General features: G+C 40.8%; 8 protein-coding genes. 2 read left to right on the top strand and 6 right to left on the bottom strand.

Annotation, left to right across the window (positions count from 1 at the left end):
* Positions 1-131: 131 nt before the first annotated feature.
* The 6 genes from WA338_RS09755 to WA338_RS09730 all read right to left on the bottom strand — a co-directional run bounded on the left by WA338_RS09755 (position 132) and on the right by WA338_RS09730 (position 10,542).
* Positions 132-1,175, bottom strand: a complete 1,044-nt coding sequence (locus WA338_RS09755; RefSeq protein ID WP_009779652.1) for a phosphoglyceromutase — start codon at positions 1,173-1,175, stop codon at positions 132-134.
* Between the two features lie 7 nt (positions 1,176-1,182).
* Positions 1,183-2,766 carry a fibronectin type III domain-containing protein gene (locus tag WA338_RS09750; RefSeq protein WP_009779651.1) on the bottom strand — a complete coding sequence of 528 codons (1,584 nt, stop codon included), beginning with the start codon at positions 2,764-2,766 and terminating at the stop codon, positions 1,183-1,185.
* 2 nt (positions 2,767-2,768) lie between these two features.
* A complete protein-coding gene (pbfA, locus tag WA338_RS09745; RefSeq protein WP_272987626.1) occupies positions 2,769-4,124 on the bottom strand; it encodes a (R)-1-hydroxy-2-aminoethylphosphonate ammonia-lyase in 1,356 nt (451 codons plus the stop codon).
* 9 nt (positions 4,125-4,133) lie between these two features.
* Entirely contained in the window at positions 4,134-5,786 is a 1,653-nt protein-coding gene (locus WA338_RS09740) for an alkaline phosphatase family protein (RefSeq protein ID WP_336093227.1), read from the bottom strand.
* Between the two features lie 86 nt (positions 5,787-5,872).
* Positions 5,873-7,315 (bottom strand): SusD/RagB family nutrient-binding outer membrane lipoprotein, encoded by a 1,443-nt coding sequence (locus WA338_RS09735; RefSeq protein ID WP_272987623.1) that lies wholly within the window; start codon positions 7,313-7,315, stop codon positions 5,873-5,875.
* An 11-nt stretch (positions 7,316-7,326) separates the two neighbouring features.
* Positions 7,327-10,542: a SusC/RagA family TonB-linked outer membrane protein gene (locus WA338_RS09730; RefSeq protein ID WP_009779647.1), complete on the bottom strand. Its 3,216-nt coding sequence runs from the start codon at positions 10,540-10,542 to the stop codon at positions 7,327-7,329.
* A 497-nt stretch (positions 10,543-11,039) separates the two neighbouring features.
* Between WA338_RS09730 and WA338_RS09725 the strand changes: the two genes are divergently transcribed.
* Positions 11,040-12,185, top strand: coding sequence for an efflux RND transporter periplasmic adaptor subunit (locus WA338_RS09725; protein WP_336093226.1), 1,146 nt, complete (start codon positions 11,040-11,042; stop codon positions 12,183-12,185).
* A gap of 63 nt (positions 12,186-12,248) precedes the next feature.
* Positions 12,249-15,440, top strand: coding sequence for an efflux RND transporter permease subunit (locus WA338_RS09720; protein WP_336093225.1), 3,192 nt, complete (start codon positions 12,249-12,251; stop codon positions 15,438-15,440).
* Positions 15,441-15,446 lie beyond the last annotated feature (6 nt).

Genomic DNA, 15,446 nt, shown 5'->3' with positions numbered 1-15,446 from the left:
GATATTATTTTACAAATAATAAACATATTTAAAGCATCCCAATAAGGCATTGGTTGGAAACTAATTTTCAATTTCGAGGCATCCCGATAGCTATCGGGACAGAGATTAATCCCTTTGGCGGTGCAAATAAACTAGTTAAGTATTTCCTCGATGAGGGGAACAATACGCGTAGGATATAATTGCTCTACAGATTGCACTTCGCCAAGTGCGGCTCCGCCCTTTCCTAAAATAATCAACCACGTCTCGTCTGCGCCTTTGATGTCACTGCCGTGACTCCTCCAAGTATCTAAAGGCTGCGTTCCTCTACCGTGATCTGTGGTTATGATGAACGTAGTTTGATCCTTATAAAACGGATCTGATTGAATAAAACCCCATAATTCTTTGAGCATCGCATCGGTAGTATGTGCCGAATGTAGATAAGCATCATATTCGCCGTCGTGTGCAAAATCATCGGTTTCTCCATATGCGATGTAGACTAAACTTGGATGTTTCTTTTTGAGATACTCTAAAGCGTAGTGATGAGTAAAAGCATCGAGACGCACACTTCCCCAAGGACTCGGAATCTCCTTTTGCAACTGATTTAAAAAGTCTTCGCGATCTGTGAGTGGTAGTGTTTCTGCCGAATCAAAAGCTGCATTCACCGGAACACCACTGCGTTCTTCATTGATGATAAATGGAAAAACATCCCAACTGCTAAAAGCGGCTACCTTACCCTTGTATGCTTCTGTTTTATTTATTTTTTCTAAAATGGTACGGTTAGGATTCTGAATTTTAGCGTTACTTTTTATGCGCTCATCATCAGCTTTACCGGTAAGAATTTCATTGTATCCGGGATACGAAAACCACATCGCATTCGTCAAATTCACTTTACTGCCTAATGTTCTGTTCCCGTGTATTTCTCCAAGGTTTACCACTTCATTCCAGATGAAAGGCAACAGCGCTTTGCGTCGTGCTTCGGATGTAGGTCGCCAAAATTCAGCCTTTAAACCAGTGGTGTCTTGTACATAATTTTTATTGGCAATCAACGCAGGATCTGCTCCGGTAAACAATTCTTGCCAGCGAAAACCGTCGAGTGTTACTAAAACTACTTTTTGCTCGGTCGCCTCTTGTGCGACTGCCTTGTTGATTCCTGCAATCGCAATACAGAGGATCGCAGCGATTAGTTTAATTCTCATAAGGCTTCTAATTTGTTTTGAAGGTTGCTACTTCAGACCAATCACTCCAACTCAAATACTGATCGCGATAACGCACACGCCAGAAATAGGTTGTTTGTGGTTTTAAACGCGCTAACATTTCGTCTGTAAGATCATCATCCTTTTGCCTATTTTCTTCATAATACCAGTTTTCTGATTGTTTCCAACGGTCTACCTCCGGGTTTTCGAAATCAGCAGAAGTAGCCAATTGCCAATGCGAAGCGGTATGGGTACTCGTTGCTCGTCCTCCTTCAAAGCCTGAAGCTTTTAAGGTAATTTTTGTAGTAGCTATTTCTTCCTCTTTAGGCGAAAGCGCTTCCGGAGCTTTTGGTTTTTGATTCAGTTTATAAACTGTGATCTCATCTGTAACTTCATTGTCTTTGGGGTTTATGGTATTCCCGCGACTGATGCGTTTCAGGCTAATTTTTGGATCTGCAGGATTAGGGTCTACATTGACCATCACAAAACCATACTCATCCTGCGTTACGGTAAACTCGTCATAATCCCGACCTTCAAATTCGCCCCAATTGTCAATTGCCCCACCGGCCGAAGCTACATTTACCCAAAGATGATTGTGGTCTCTAGACTGCCCGCGGGAATAGCCGTGGGTATGCCCAAAGAAATGTACACTAGGTTTTCCTGTTTTGTCTGAAAATGCCTCGAGCATTTTGACCACTTTTCCGGTCGATTCTTCCTCTCCCGGAATCCATAATTCTGATTTATACGGATGATGCAACTGCGCAAATACAAAATCAATATCATCAGCATTCTCGGTTTCTTTAAGTACATTTTCAAGCCAAGTATACTGCTGTCGCAGATCGCGATATTCATCATTAGAATCTAAACCAATGATACGCACATTTCCGTAGTCTTTATACCACCAGTGCTCTGCAAAAGCGGGATCACCATTTTCTGGCAGGCTGAAGTATTTGAAGAAAAACTGAGAATTCTGTTCGTGATTTCCGGGAACCGGATAAACAGGCACCTCAGAAAATAGTTTTTCTGAAGGTTTAAAGAAATCGGTGTTCCACTGCTCGTAATTACTTCCCTGAGCGACCAAATCACCGGGAATCATCACCAAAGCCAAATTATCGGGCACTTCACCCCCAAACTGCTCCTGTAGATACTTCATAATTCCTTCATTGACCACTTCATTAAACTTATCGGGTTGACTGCGGTCTATTTGCATATCACTCATCGCGATCAGGTTAAAAGCTTCTGCTTCTCCAGAAAACGGAGGGGTTTTAAACTGAAAGATGTCAGACGTGAGTTTATCGGTTTTTACACGGTAATAATAGGTTGTAAAACGTTGTAAGCCGGTAAGCTGCACCTCATGCAATCGCGAGGCTCCAAAAGTCACTTTATACGAACTTCCCTCTGCCGATTTCCCCAGTTTTTCTGAAGTACCATACTCGACCCTACTTTCACCATCTATGGCGGTTTCCCATTTGATGATGATCGAATTTGGTTCGGCGTCTTGTAAATAAGGTTTTACAATAAATGAATTTTCCTGTGCTTGTATAATGCCATAAAAAGAGCACATTAAAAGCAACAAATAGGTTTGTAATTTCATAGTTATGCTTGTGTTATTTTGTAGAAAGCTGTTCTTAGAATGTTTAGAGCTTCAGCGAGTTGAGTTTCAGTTATGGTAAGTGCGGGACAAAGCTGCAATACATTTCCTTTAGAAACTTTAAAGCTCAACCCATTTTTGAGACATTCATACATTATAGCTTCAGCCTGTGCCGAAGCTTTTTCTTTAGTCACCCGACTGGTAACCAGTTCGATTCCCCATAAAAGTCCGATGCCGCGCACATCGCCAATCAATTCAAAATCGGCTTGCAGCTGATTCAGTTCGGCTTGCATCATTCCTTCTAGATAAACCACGTGTTCGAGCAGGTGTTCTCCTTCGATTATTTCTAATGTGGTATGTGCTGCCGCTGCGCCCATCGGACTTTTTTCAAAAGTGTAATGCCCTAAAGAGATTTGATTAAATTGATCAAACTCCTTTTTAGTAACTATCGCCGCCTGCGGAATGATACCGCCACCAAGGCCTTTTCCTAAGCACAAAATATCAGGAATAATATCATAATGTTCATAAGCAAACAATTTTCCTGTGCGACCAAGGGCAATGGGAATCTCGTCTAAAATGAGTAATACGCCATACTGATCACAAAGCTTGCGGGCTGCTTTCCAAAAGTGTTTTGACGGAATTTGCGCATCGGTATTGCGTACTGTTTCTGCTAGAAAAGCCCCGATCTGATTGTCTTTGGCAAGAACATATTCGAGATATTCTAAAGCTTTTTCTTCATTATTCTTATAAATCCCACGATATGTGATAGGCGGTGGAATACGCTCTACGCCCGGCATCATAGGTCCCATTTGCTCCCTAAAAACCGATTCTCCACTCACGCTTACTACATCAAGAGAAGCGCCGTGAAACGAATCCCAAAAGGAAAGGACCTTGTATTTTCCGGTTACCGCTCGGGCCAATTTCAAAGCGATCCCCACAGCCGAACTTCCGTTTGGAGTCATTAAAATTTTGTCTAGACCCGGTGTAAGACTGGTCAATTTTTCAGCAAAATTTATTGCTGTTTCGTTGGTGTAGCGTCGTGTCGAAAAGGTGAGTGCATCTAGCTGTTTTTTTAAGGCTGCTACAAGTTTAGGATGTGAAAATCCTAACTGATGTACGTTGTTTCCGTGGAAATCAAAATAATTCTTACCAGAAGTATTGGTGATCAACGCACCTTGAGCATTTGCCAGAACATCAAGACAAGGCGTTGATAAGGCCTGATGCATAAAATACCAGGCATCTTTCTCCAGCAAGGTTTTAGCTTCGGTAGAAACTTGATCTTTAAGCCACGTTTTTCTGGCTTCCGAAAGGTTGATATCGCCTTCTACGGTCATCTCATTTTTTGAAAGCTTTTCTTTCATCCTGATGTTTTACTCTTGACTCAATTTATCTGCAGGAATGATTTGTTTACCAATTCCCGGTCCCTTGTATTTGGCATCCAAATAATATCCGCCACCGCCATTAAAATACTCAATTTTAAGCGTATGCTTTCCTTTTGATAAAGATACGCTGCCACTTCGCTCCTGCACACCGTGGTCGCCATCATTATTTACCACAAGTTGGTTATCAACATAAAGCTTGCTTCCGTCATCACTTGTCGTGTAAAACGTATACTCGCCTGGTGTCAAAACCTCAAGTTGCGCAGTAAAGACCACTGCGGTATTTGCTACTTCAGAAATTTCATCAAGAACTTCGGTTGAAAACTCCATCGTAACTCCAGATTGCTTAGGTTTCTTATTTGTAAAATCTGGAAGCGCACTTAAACGTTCTTCCTGAAAGATCGCATAGGTCACCCCGGGCTTTTTTGATGCGGAAACAAAACGATAATTTCCTTCTGCAATTTTGCTTTGGGTTTTGCCTTCTTCTACAACTATTGCACGTACGAGCGTAGTTTGATCTACGGAAAACGGCGCGTCATATTTTAACGCATGTTTAGCACTAGGATCACTTCCATCTAGCGTATAATAAATGCTCCCTGAAGCATTAGGATTGTTAATAACCACCGAAACCTGCTCCTCTTGGAACAATCCTCCGGCCGGTGCATAGGGTCCGTTTTGTGGTTTAAATTGAGGTGCTTGTAAAGCTTCTAACTTTTTATACTTCAAAACCGGTTTCTCATAACCCACAAAAGCACTTTTTACCGGTCGACCTATCCATGCTTGCGGAGTTTTTAAACCGGCAATGAAAGCCACTGTTGCCGCATTGTCGTATTGATATACCGTCTCTTCGATGGCATATCCTTTTTTTACACTTTTTCCATAAAGAATAAACGGAATAAGTACCTCATCGAGCGATTCACCACCGTGCCCTTTTCCGAGACCGCCGTGATCTGAAGACACGATAAAAACCGTTTCTTCAAAAATCCCTGCATCCTGAGTCGATTTGATAATATCGCCTATGAGCAGATCGGCCTTCTCTACCGCTTCATAATAACTGGCGCTGCCGTGACCTTCACTATGTCCTGCGTGGTCCACGTGGTCTAAATGAATAAAAGTAAAGTCTGGTTTATGCGCTTTGATATAGTTGATGGCTTCTTGGGTAGTTTTATCTTCATGCTCTGCATCAATATCAAAATCAACATCTGCCGGATTGTACAATCTTCCAAAACCATCCCAATCGTAAATGGCGCCGACATGTGCTTCCGGCTTTTGATCGTGGAATAATGTGAAAATACTAGGAAAACGACTATCCTCTCCTGAAACAACCGCGGGAAGCGTATAATCGTTTACTTCCCAGCCGTTGGAAGTGATCCCGTGTTGTTCGGTAGCTGCGCCCATGAGCATACTCGCCCAATTAGAACTCGAGCTTGAAGGCAAAACCGACCGCGCTTGAAGCGTGGATGCTCCATTTTTAATGAGACTATCCAGCACCGGCGTCTTGGCATTTTGAATTCCGTTGGGACTCATCCCGTCTATACCAATAACCACAATGTGTTTAATACCAAGTTCAGGTTCGTCACTGGAATTGCAGGCCACTAAAATCAACAAAGCAAGCGCAGTGCTTAACTTTAAGAGCTTATTCATAATTAGCTGTTTCATATCTAAATTAAAAACAGGTAAGGGTTACTCAAAAAACTTGAGCAACCCGACCTGAGTTTTGAAGTTGACAGTTAGTAACGGGTACCGGTTTCCCACCAGCCTTTTACATTGATATTATCTCCACCCATTGCACCTACAGCTGCTTGATAATTGGTGCGATTTAACGTCTGCTCTGATGAAGGATACAAGAAACGCACAGGATACAGATCTCCATTGAGGCTGTCTGGTCCAGGTTCTAATGCCGGCAAACCGGTTCTTCTGTAATTGAACCAACCTTGATAATCTACATTCCAAAGGGCGATGGTTTTCTGGGTCAATAGTAATTCTAAAGAACCGTCATAAGCTACCGCCGGTTGCGCTAAATACGCAGTTACATCAGCATCGCTTACCCCCCAGTAATTCATACTCGCTCGTACTCCCGCATTATAAAATGCTTCAGCATTACCGCTTATAATTCCACGCGCTACGGCTTCGGCTAAAATGAATTGTACTTCAGAGTTTTTCATAATAAAAGCTTCTGCATCTGTTGCTGAATAATAAAACAAGTCAACATCTAAACGACTCGGACTATTTGCATCATCAAAAGCACGTGCATTATCTTGATTTAGACCGATAGGCATTCCTACCCAGTTTCCATCACTGTTACGATCAAACCAAATATCTAATCGAGGATCATTAAATCTGTTGAAATACTCTAAGGCTGTATCGCATAAACTCTTCTCATCAAAGCCACCAATACGACCGGTGCTTTCTGGCCAAGAATCTGTATTTGAAGTTCCGCTATAGGTTAAGGTTGCATTATCTGAATTAGAGTTGATGTAGTTTCCTGCATTTACAATGGCTTGCATTGCCGAAGACACATCGCGCTGCTTTGAAATACGTAATAAGTAACGTAAGCGTAAGGCGTTCGCCAATTTTCTCCACTGTACAGGATTACCATCGTAAATCACATCTCCAGAAGCGCCGCTTATGCTTTGATTTTGGGCTAAGGCAGCATCTGCCGCTTCAAGATCTGCTAAAACGCCGTCGTAGATCATTTCCTGATTGTCGTAAACCGGTGTAAAAATCCCTTCAGATTGACCGGCTAAAGCTTCAGCGTAAGGTACATTTCCGTAGAGATCAGTAAGATTTGCAAAACACAATGCACGCAACGTAAGTGCGATACCTTCATAAGTGCTGTTCTGTGTTCCTTCGGCACGAGAAATCTCTAGAATATCGTCGATTTCCGGAAGAATTCCGTAGAAAAAATTCCACATTCCCTGATCTCCCCAATCAAACTGCGCAAAACCCGGAAAGTTATTTTTTGCCATCAATTGGGTGATCGTGTTACCGTCACTATAGCCCTCTTGAGTAAGCGTTCTGGTAATTTCTGAAGTTACCGTAGAAGTAAGCAAGTTTGCACTTACTGCTTCTGGAGCATTTGGATTGGTATTGATTTCTTCAAAATTGTCTGTACAGCCAGTTATCAAAAGACAAGCGAGTACAAGAATTTGTATGATAGTTAGTTTTTTCATCGTGTGTTTTCTTAAAATTCTAGATTTAGATTTACACCATAACTGCGCGTACTAGGCAGTGCCATATCTTCAACTCCGGGAACAATGGTGCCTCCTGAGAATGAAATACTTTCTGGATCTACGTGGTCATTTTCTGTCCATAACGCCAGGTTTCTACCTACAAGCGAAATAGTTGCAGAAGTAAACGGCACAGTGTTAAACCATTTCTTAGGCAAGTTATAGCCTAGTTTTACCTCTCTTAGTTTTACATAAGTTGCGTCAAACATAGAGCTCTCTTCATTACTACGGTTATACACGTGCGAATAGTAGTTTGAAGCAGATACGTTTTGTGTATTGGGTGAGTAAGACCCGTCGCCATTTTCTACAACACCTGCCGCTACAATACCTGTTTCTCTACCCGGCACTGTAAAATCGAGCATTCCTGTAGTTCCTCCAATGGCCACAGTGCGTGAATGAAATTCTCCTCCTTGTCTCCAATCAAAAAGAAAACTGAAGTTGAAATTTTTATACTGAAAGCTATTCTGGAAACCAACCATAAAGTCCGGACTGTAATTACCCAATTTTCTCAACTCGTTATCTACTATAGGAAGACCGGAATCTGGATTGATAATCCACTGACCAAAATATTGACTGTTAGGATCTTCAACCTTACGGAAACCGGTACCGTATAAATCGCCTATGCGCTCGCCTACTCGTGCTCCTACAGTCAAATAGTTACTCTTGATCGTGTAAAAATCTAGCCCGTCTGTAAGTTCTTTAACCTCACCTCTGTTTGTGGTAAAGTTGATCGAAGAATTCCATCGGAAATTATCGGTACGTACCGGAGTGGCATTTAAGGTAATTTCTAAACCGCGGTTTTGAACTTCACCCGCATTGATCACACGCGAACTATATCCCGAAGTATTAGATACCGGAAGCGATATAATTTGGTTCTTTGTCGTGGACTGATATACGGCTACATCCAGACCTAAACGATTTTTGAAAAAACGCACATCTGCACCCAATTCTATTGAATTGGTTTTTTCAGGCTTTAAATCAGAATTTCTTAATTCTGAAGGCGAATACACTCTCGAGAATCCGTTAAAGGTATCACCAAAACCATAGGTTGCAGCAAGGTTGTATGGGCTGGTATCGTTACCTACAACCGCATAACCTCCTCTAATTTTTGCAAAACTGATCGCTTCTGGCATTTCAAACATATCAGAAAGAATAGCACTTACACCTGCAGATGGATAGAAATAACTGTTATTATCTTCAGGAAGTGTAGAAGACCAATCATTTCTGGCGGTGAGGTCTAAAAACAAATAATTTTTATAGGCTAAATTTCCAAAGGCATAAGCACTGTTTACTCTAAATTCGCTGTCATAATCATTTGTCGTAAGTGGCTCTGCTGCGTTTCCGAAGTTATAAATTGCAGGAATCGAAAGAGAATTAGCACTTATACGCTGATAACGATTTTTCGCCACACGATGGTTTGCTCCAACAGAAATACCAAAGTCTAAATCTTCGGTAAGCACCTTGTTGTAAGACAAAAGGAAGTCGGTATTTTGTTCTTGAGCAAAAATATAATCCTCACGATATTGTCCATTAGGAAAACGCTGTGTTGAGTATGCTCGTTTGCGCATATCAAGCTCATTTGAATAGTCTAGCCCTGTACGAAACATAAGATCTAAACCATCTGCCAGTTTAAGATCGGCGCGCATATTAGTGATCACACGGTCACGGTTAAAGGCATTGGTATTTTCATATACCGTGAAGAATGGATTGTCGTGATAGTTATAGTTATAATTAAACTGTTGCACGTTTTCTAAGCCCGGCTGCCAGTAGTCTCTAAGACCATTCATATTGATATGACGCCCAAACCAAATCCATAAATACATCACGTTTTCTGTACCATAGGAATTGTTAGGACGGTTGTCTGAATTAGAATTGATGTAATTCATCGAAGCAGTGACTTTTAACCAATCGGTTAAATTATACGAACCATTGATCGCGTAAGTGCGTCTTTTAAAATTTGAATTCGGAACGATACTTTCACTATCTAAATCTGTAAACGAAACTCTAAAGTTTCCGTCTTTATTAGCGCCCGTTAACGCGATGTTGTTACTCATCGTAAAACCGGTTTCAAAAAAGTCTCTAATATTATCAGGATGCGCAACAAATGGCGTTGCGATGATCTCATCTGCAAAAGTTCCATCAGCATTACGCGGTCTCAAATTGACATCACCTGCTCTAAATCCGCTTGTCGTCGGACTATCGTGCTGCGGAATCAACTGGCCGTTAAGTGCAGGTCCCCAGCTCTCATCAACGTGATCGTTTACACCACCTGTTATCGAGCGATTTTGACCACCATCATTAAAAGCAAACTGCCCGTTTGAACCTTGACCGTATTCATTTTGATATTCTGGTAAAGTAAGTAAGGTCTCAAAAGTAGAATTGTGATTAAAAGAAACGCCAATTCCTTTAGTTCCTTTACCCGACTTTGTAGTGATCAAAACAACACCATTTGCACCACGCGAACCGTAAAGTGCTGTTGCGTTAGGGCCTTTAAGTACGGTCATTTCTTCAACATCATCAGGGTTGATATCCATTGCGCCGTTACCAAAATCTACTTCCATATTACCGTCTCCACCGGCATTATTAACGTTGTTATTAATAGGAATTCCATCTACAACAAAAAGTGGGGAATTAGCGTTAGGACTTGGGTTTAAAGAGTTTTCACCACGAATGATGATCTGCGAACTTGAACCTACTCCGCTGTTACCGCCGGTAACCCGTACACCGGCCATTTTACCAGATAATGAGTTTACAACATTGGTTTCCTTAGCCTCAGCGAGATCATCTCCTTCTACTTTTTGTACAGCGTATGCTAGTTTTTTGGTAGATCGCTTAATCCCTAAGGCTGTTACTACAACCTCATCAAGACTTTGAGCATCCTCTTCCAATACGATCGTAATTTCTGATTTTCCGGTTATATCTACTTCCTGAGATTTGAATCCCATAAAGGTTACTTCAAGTAGATTTTCATTTTCAGGAATAGCTATAGTAAAGTTTCCGTCAAAGTCAGTTACCACACCTACAGTAGTGTTTTTAACCACAACGCTTGCCCCGGGAAGTGGCATTCCGTTAGTGTCTGTCACCGTACCTTGAAGCGACCTATCCTGAGCGAACAGCACAGTAGCCAAAAAGAACAGCGTAATTTGTGTTACATAAATTAGTTTTTTCATTGCTTGGATCAATTATTAATATTAGTAAATAATTAATCACAAATTTTGTCATATTTTGACTATATGTAAACTTTTAAGTTTTACGAAATCTTTAACAGCGTTTAAAATTTAGGTTGTCCCTCTATACTATCTTATCTCAAAACGTCACTCTTAGGGCAAGAATCAGATAAACGTTAAGGAATTATTAATGATTTTGGGTTTGGGAATTGGCACAATCCTAAAAAAAAGCTGAGATCAAAAAAATCAGTCTCATTCCTATCGATGTTCCTCAATCAGTAATCCTAGCATCTTAGTCAAGAGCTATGCCTCACAACCTGATCAATTTCCACAAAAGTGTAGATTATTTCTACACTTTTCTACAGCTGTTTCCATACTTCCTTTTTCTCAAAAAAGCGCTAAACCCCTATAAAACAAGACAAAATGATTCATCCAGATTCCTGTTGTCGTTTAGGTCTCATTATTGAATACTATTATGTGGAAACCTAAAAAATTGAAATATGAATTATTTAAATAACCCCAATACAAAGTTTGCATTCATTCTCGCGCTTTGTTTTGCTGCTTTTACATCTTGCCGAGAGGAAGAGGTAGAGGATGAAGGATTGCCGTTACCGGTAATCAGTTTACAAGAAACCAGCGCTGCTAAGAATTTTGAATACATCGGCTCTATAGAAGGTGTTGAATCTGTTGAGATCAGACCTCAAGTTGATGGAATTCTAGAAGAAATATATGTTGATGAAGGTGAGTTTGTTGAAAAAGGACAGCCTCTATTCAAAATAAATAGTCAACCGTATATGGAAGACTATAAAAATGCAATGGCTAACGTAAATCTTGAAAAGGCTAAATTAGAAAAAGCAAAAAGCGACGTTGAGCGTTTACAGCCACTTATTGATAATGAAGTGATTTCTGAAGTGCGTATGAAGTCTGTTAAGGCAGATTATCAAGTAGCCCTTTCATCATTGCAACAAGCGCAGGCGCAAGCTGCCAATATGCGTATCAACTTAGATTTCACAACTATTAAAGCTCCTGTAAATGGATTTATGGGACGTATCCCTAAGTCCATAGGTAATGTGGTTAAGAAAACAGATTCAGAGCCCTTGACCAATCTTTCTAACGTAAATGATATCTATGTGTATTTTTCTATGAGTGAGTCTGACTACCTCTATTTTGAGCGTGCTAAAAATGACAAGACTTCAAAGAAAAACAAGGTAAATGATCAAGTAAAATTAGTTCTTGCTGACGGTTCTATCTATGAGCACGGTGGTAAGATTGATGCCAACTCTGGTCAAATTGATCGTTCTACAGGTTCTATTACTTTAAGAGCAAAATTCAACAATCCAGATACCTTATTACGCTCCGGTAACACCGGTAAAATCTTGATGGAAGAGATTTACCCATCTGCGATTCTCGTTCCACAAAGTGCTACAACCTTTATTCAGGATAAGAAATTCGTTTTTATCCTAGACGAAAACAATGTTGCACAACGTCGTGAGATCATCACAAAAGGACGTTCTGGTGATAACTATATCGTAGACTCCAAAAGTTTATCTCCTAAAGATCGCATCGTGGTTTCGGGATTAGATAAATTGGCTTCTGGCATCAAGGTTAAACCTATACAGAGAGGCCAGCTTACCAGCAGTCTATAACATCCTAGACACATTTTAAGAGTTCTTATTTCGTATTAAGTCTAATAGCGAAACAGCTAACCTATGTTTAAAAAGATTATAAAAAAGCCGGTTTTTACACTGGTGATCACAATAGTATTGGTACTTGCGGGAGCCGCTAGTATCACTTCCTTACCCGTTGAACGTTTTCCTGAAATTGCACCTCCCAGTGTAAGTGTGGCGGTATATTACCCGGGAGGTAACGCCGAAACAGTAGCAAAATCTGTTTTACTACCTATCGAGGAAGCGCTTAATGGTACAGAAAATATGACCTACGCCAACTCAACAGCGACCAACTCTGGTCGTGGTCGAGTTACCATTTACTTCAAACCGGGAACCAATCCCAATCAGGCAGCGGTAGACATTCAAAACCGGATTTCAGTGATTACTGAAAAAATTCCACCAGAGGTAACTGAAGCTGGTATTTCGGTTACCAAGAGAATGAAAGGTAGTATCATGACGATCAATATATTCAGTAAAGATTCTACCTATGATGAGACCTTCCTTAATGCTTATACAAGAATCAACATTCGACGTGAGCTTAAACGTGTCGAAGGTTTAGCCGAAGCTTCAATCTTACGCCAGCGGGATTACGCGATGCGTATTTGGTTGAATCCACAAAAAATGGCCTCGTATAACCTTACTCCAAGAGAAGTTTACAATCAGGTAAAAGATCAAAACTTTGAAGCCGCACCGGGTAAATTCGGTGAAAATTCAGATGAGCTTTTTGAAATTGTAATGAAGTATGACGGGCGTTTCAGCGAGATTGAAGAGTATGAAAATCTTGTCATTAAAACCAATGAAGATGGTGCCCAACTGCGTCTTAAAGATGTTGCGCGTATCGAGTTTGGTGCGTCGAACTACACCAGTGAAAACCGTCTAGACGGAAAACCTTCAGTAACGATCGATATTGTGCAAATGAATGGTGCAAATGCCAAAACCATTGATGAACGTATTAGAGAGATACTTGAAGAACAGAAGAAATTATTCCCCGAAGGCATCGATTATGAGATTACTTACAGTGTAAGAGATCAGATCGATGAATCGATGAGCCAGGTGATGCACACGCTTGTAGAGGCATTTATTCTGGTTTTTATTGTGGTATTTATATTCCTGCAGGACTTTAGAGCGACCATTATTACAGCTATTTCAATTCCGGTTTCCCTTTTAGGAACGTTTTTCTTCCTAAATATTATTGGCGCTTCGATGAACGTACTCAGTATGTTGTCGTTGGTACTTGCCATTGGTATTGTGGTAGATGACGCGATTGTAGTAATGGAGGCTATTCACGAGAAAATGACGCATCACGGCCTTTCTGCCCGCAAAGCAGTTTCTGCCGCGATGGACGAAATTACAGGTGCGATTATTTCTATTACAGTGGTAATTGCTGCCGTATTTTTACCGGTTGCTTTCTTGAGTGGTCCTGTGGGAGTATTTTATCAAGAGTTTGCGTACACGATCATTTTTGCGGTTTTAATTTCTGCAATTAATGCATTGACGCTTACTCCGGTACTGACCAAGATTTTCTTCGGAAAGAAAAAGCGTGAAAAGAAAAAACGCGGAATGACCAAAACAGTTTCAGAACTGCGTCAAGTGCGAAAAGCCAAAGTAGCAAAGCGTAAAGGACTGCGTAAGTTTGACAGTGGTTTTGATAAGTTTACAGACAAATACCTCAATGTTGTACGCTGGTTCTTGAACCATAAATGGATAGGTGTAGGTGCTCTGGCAGCAATTATTGTCGCTACCATTTTTCTTTCTAGAATTACGCCAAGTGCCTTTATCCCGACTGAAGACGATAACTTCTTGATTTTCTCTATGAAAATGCCTGAAGGTTCTTCACTACACAGAACAAATGCTGCGCTAAGAAAAGCAGATTCTATTCTTCAATTAGATCCTGCTGTTAAAGGTGTGAATACTGTTTCTGGTTTTAATGTTGTAGATAATGCTAATAGTCCGTCTTCTGGTTTAGGATATGTTCAGCTAAAACACGCTGCAGAGCGTGGAGAAATTGAAGACATTCAAGAGGTTATTAAAAACCTACTGAAAAAACTAGAGCAAATACCGGAAACTGATTTCAATATGTACCCAAGACCTACGATACAAGGGTTTGGAAACTTTGATGGTGTTCAGTTTATGTTGCAAGACCGTTCAGACGGTGACTTGGGAGAGTTCGGTCAGATCGTAAATGAGTTTATCAATACGCTGAGTAATCAGAAAGAAGTTGACAATGCGTTTACCTCTTTTAATCCAAATTTTCCGCAGTATCGTCTTAAGATCGACTATGAAAAAGCAAAGGCTTTAGGTGTTAGCGTGAAGGACATGATGTTTACGGTGCAGTCCTATTTTGGTCGTGTGCAGCCGGGTGATTTCAACCGCTTTAGCAGACAATATGGTGTGTATATGCAGGCCGATATTCCTTATAGAGAATCGCCGGAGTCTTTCAACAGCATTTTTGTGAAGAATAATAAAGGTGAAATGGTGCCTGTAAACACGATCGTTCGATTAGAGCAAACTTATGGTCCTGAAGTTGTTAACCGTTACAATCTGTATAACGCGGCAAAAATAAACGTAACCCCGGCAAAAGGATACAGTACTGGTGACGTGATGAAAAAGATCGAAGAATTAACCAGCGAAAAACTGCCTGCGAGTTTGAGCTATGAGTGGACCAGTATGAGTCTGGAAGAGAAAAACTCGGGTGGCGACACCATTATTGTATTTATCATCATCATTCTTCTAGTATACTTTATTCTGGCCTCGCAGTATGAAAGTTTCTTACTTCCGCTAGCGGTAATGTTATCACTGCCTGTTGGGATATTTGGTGTGTTTGCCGCGATCAATTTAGCCGGACTTGACAACAACATTTATGTACAAATTGGGATCATCATGTTAATTGGTCTTTTGGCTAAAAATGCCATTCTTATTGTAGAGTTTGTTGCTCAAAAAAGACGTTCTGGGCTCAATGCCTTTGACGCCGTACTTGAAGCCAGTGCCTTGCGTATTAGACCTATTATTATGACCTCGCTTGCATTTACTGTAGGACTTGTACCCCTTATGTTTGCTGAAGGTTCTTCGGCGCAAGGTAATCACTCGGTGAGTATTGGTACTGCCGGCGGAATGGTAGGTGGTATTGTTTTAGGAATTTTTGTAATTCCTGTGATGGCATACATCTTCCAGATGTTGCACGATAAGTACAACTTAGAGCGCTACGGAGATAAAGAAATTGAAGAAAAAAACTAACCTAAC

Source organism: Leeuwenhoekiella sp. CH_XMU1409-2 (genome assembly GCF_037029365.1).
In the GTDB taxonomy this organism is placed as follows: Bacteria; Bacteroidota; Bacteroidia; order Flavobacteriales; family Flavobacteriaceae; genus Leeuwenhoekiella; species Leeuwenhoekiella blandensis.
The sequence above is the reverse complement of the archived record's forward strand: the minus strand, read 5'-3'. Positions and strand labels throughout refer to the sequence as shown.

Coding starts and splice junctions, on each gene's coding strand:
- WA338_RS09755 (WP_009779652.1), bottom strand. CDS start 1,175: ATGAGAATTAAACTAATCGCTGCGATCCTCTGTATTGCGATTGCAGGA.
- WA338_RS09750 (WP_009779651.1), bottom strand. CDS start 2,766: ATGAAATTACAAACCTATTTGTTGCTTTTAATGTGCTCTTTTTATGGC.
- pbfA (WP_272987626.1), bottom strand. CDS start 4,124: ATGAAAGAAAAGCTTTCAAAAAATGAGATGACCGTAGAAGGCGATATC.
- WA338_RS09740 (WP_336093227.1), bottom strand. CDS start 5,786: ATGAATAAGCTCTTAAAGTTAAGCACTGCGCTTGCTTTGTTGATTTTA.
- WA338_RS09735 (WP_272987623.1), bottom strand. CDS start 7,315: ATGAAAAAACTAACTATCATACAAATTCTTGTACTCGCTTGTCTTTTG.
- WA338_RS09730 (WP_009779647.1), bottom strand. CDS start 10,542: ATGAAAAAACTAATTTATGTAACACAAATTACGCTGTTCTTTTTGGCT.
- WA338_RS09725 (WP_336093226.1), top strand. CDS start 11,040: ATGAATTATTTAAATAACCCCAATACAAAGTTTGCATTCATTCTCGCG.
- WA338_RS09720 (WP_336093225.1), top strand. CDS start 12,249: ATGTTTAAAAAGATTATAAAAAAGCCGGTTTTTACACTGGTGATCACA.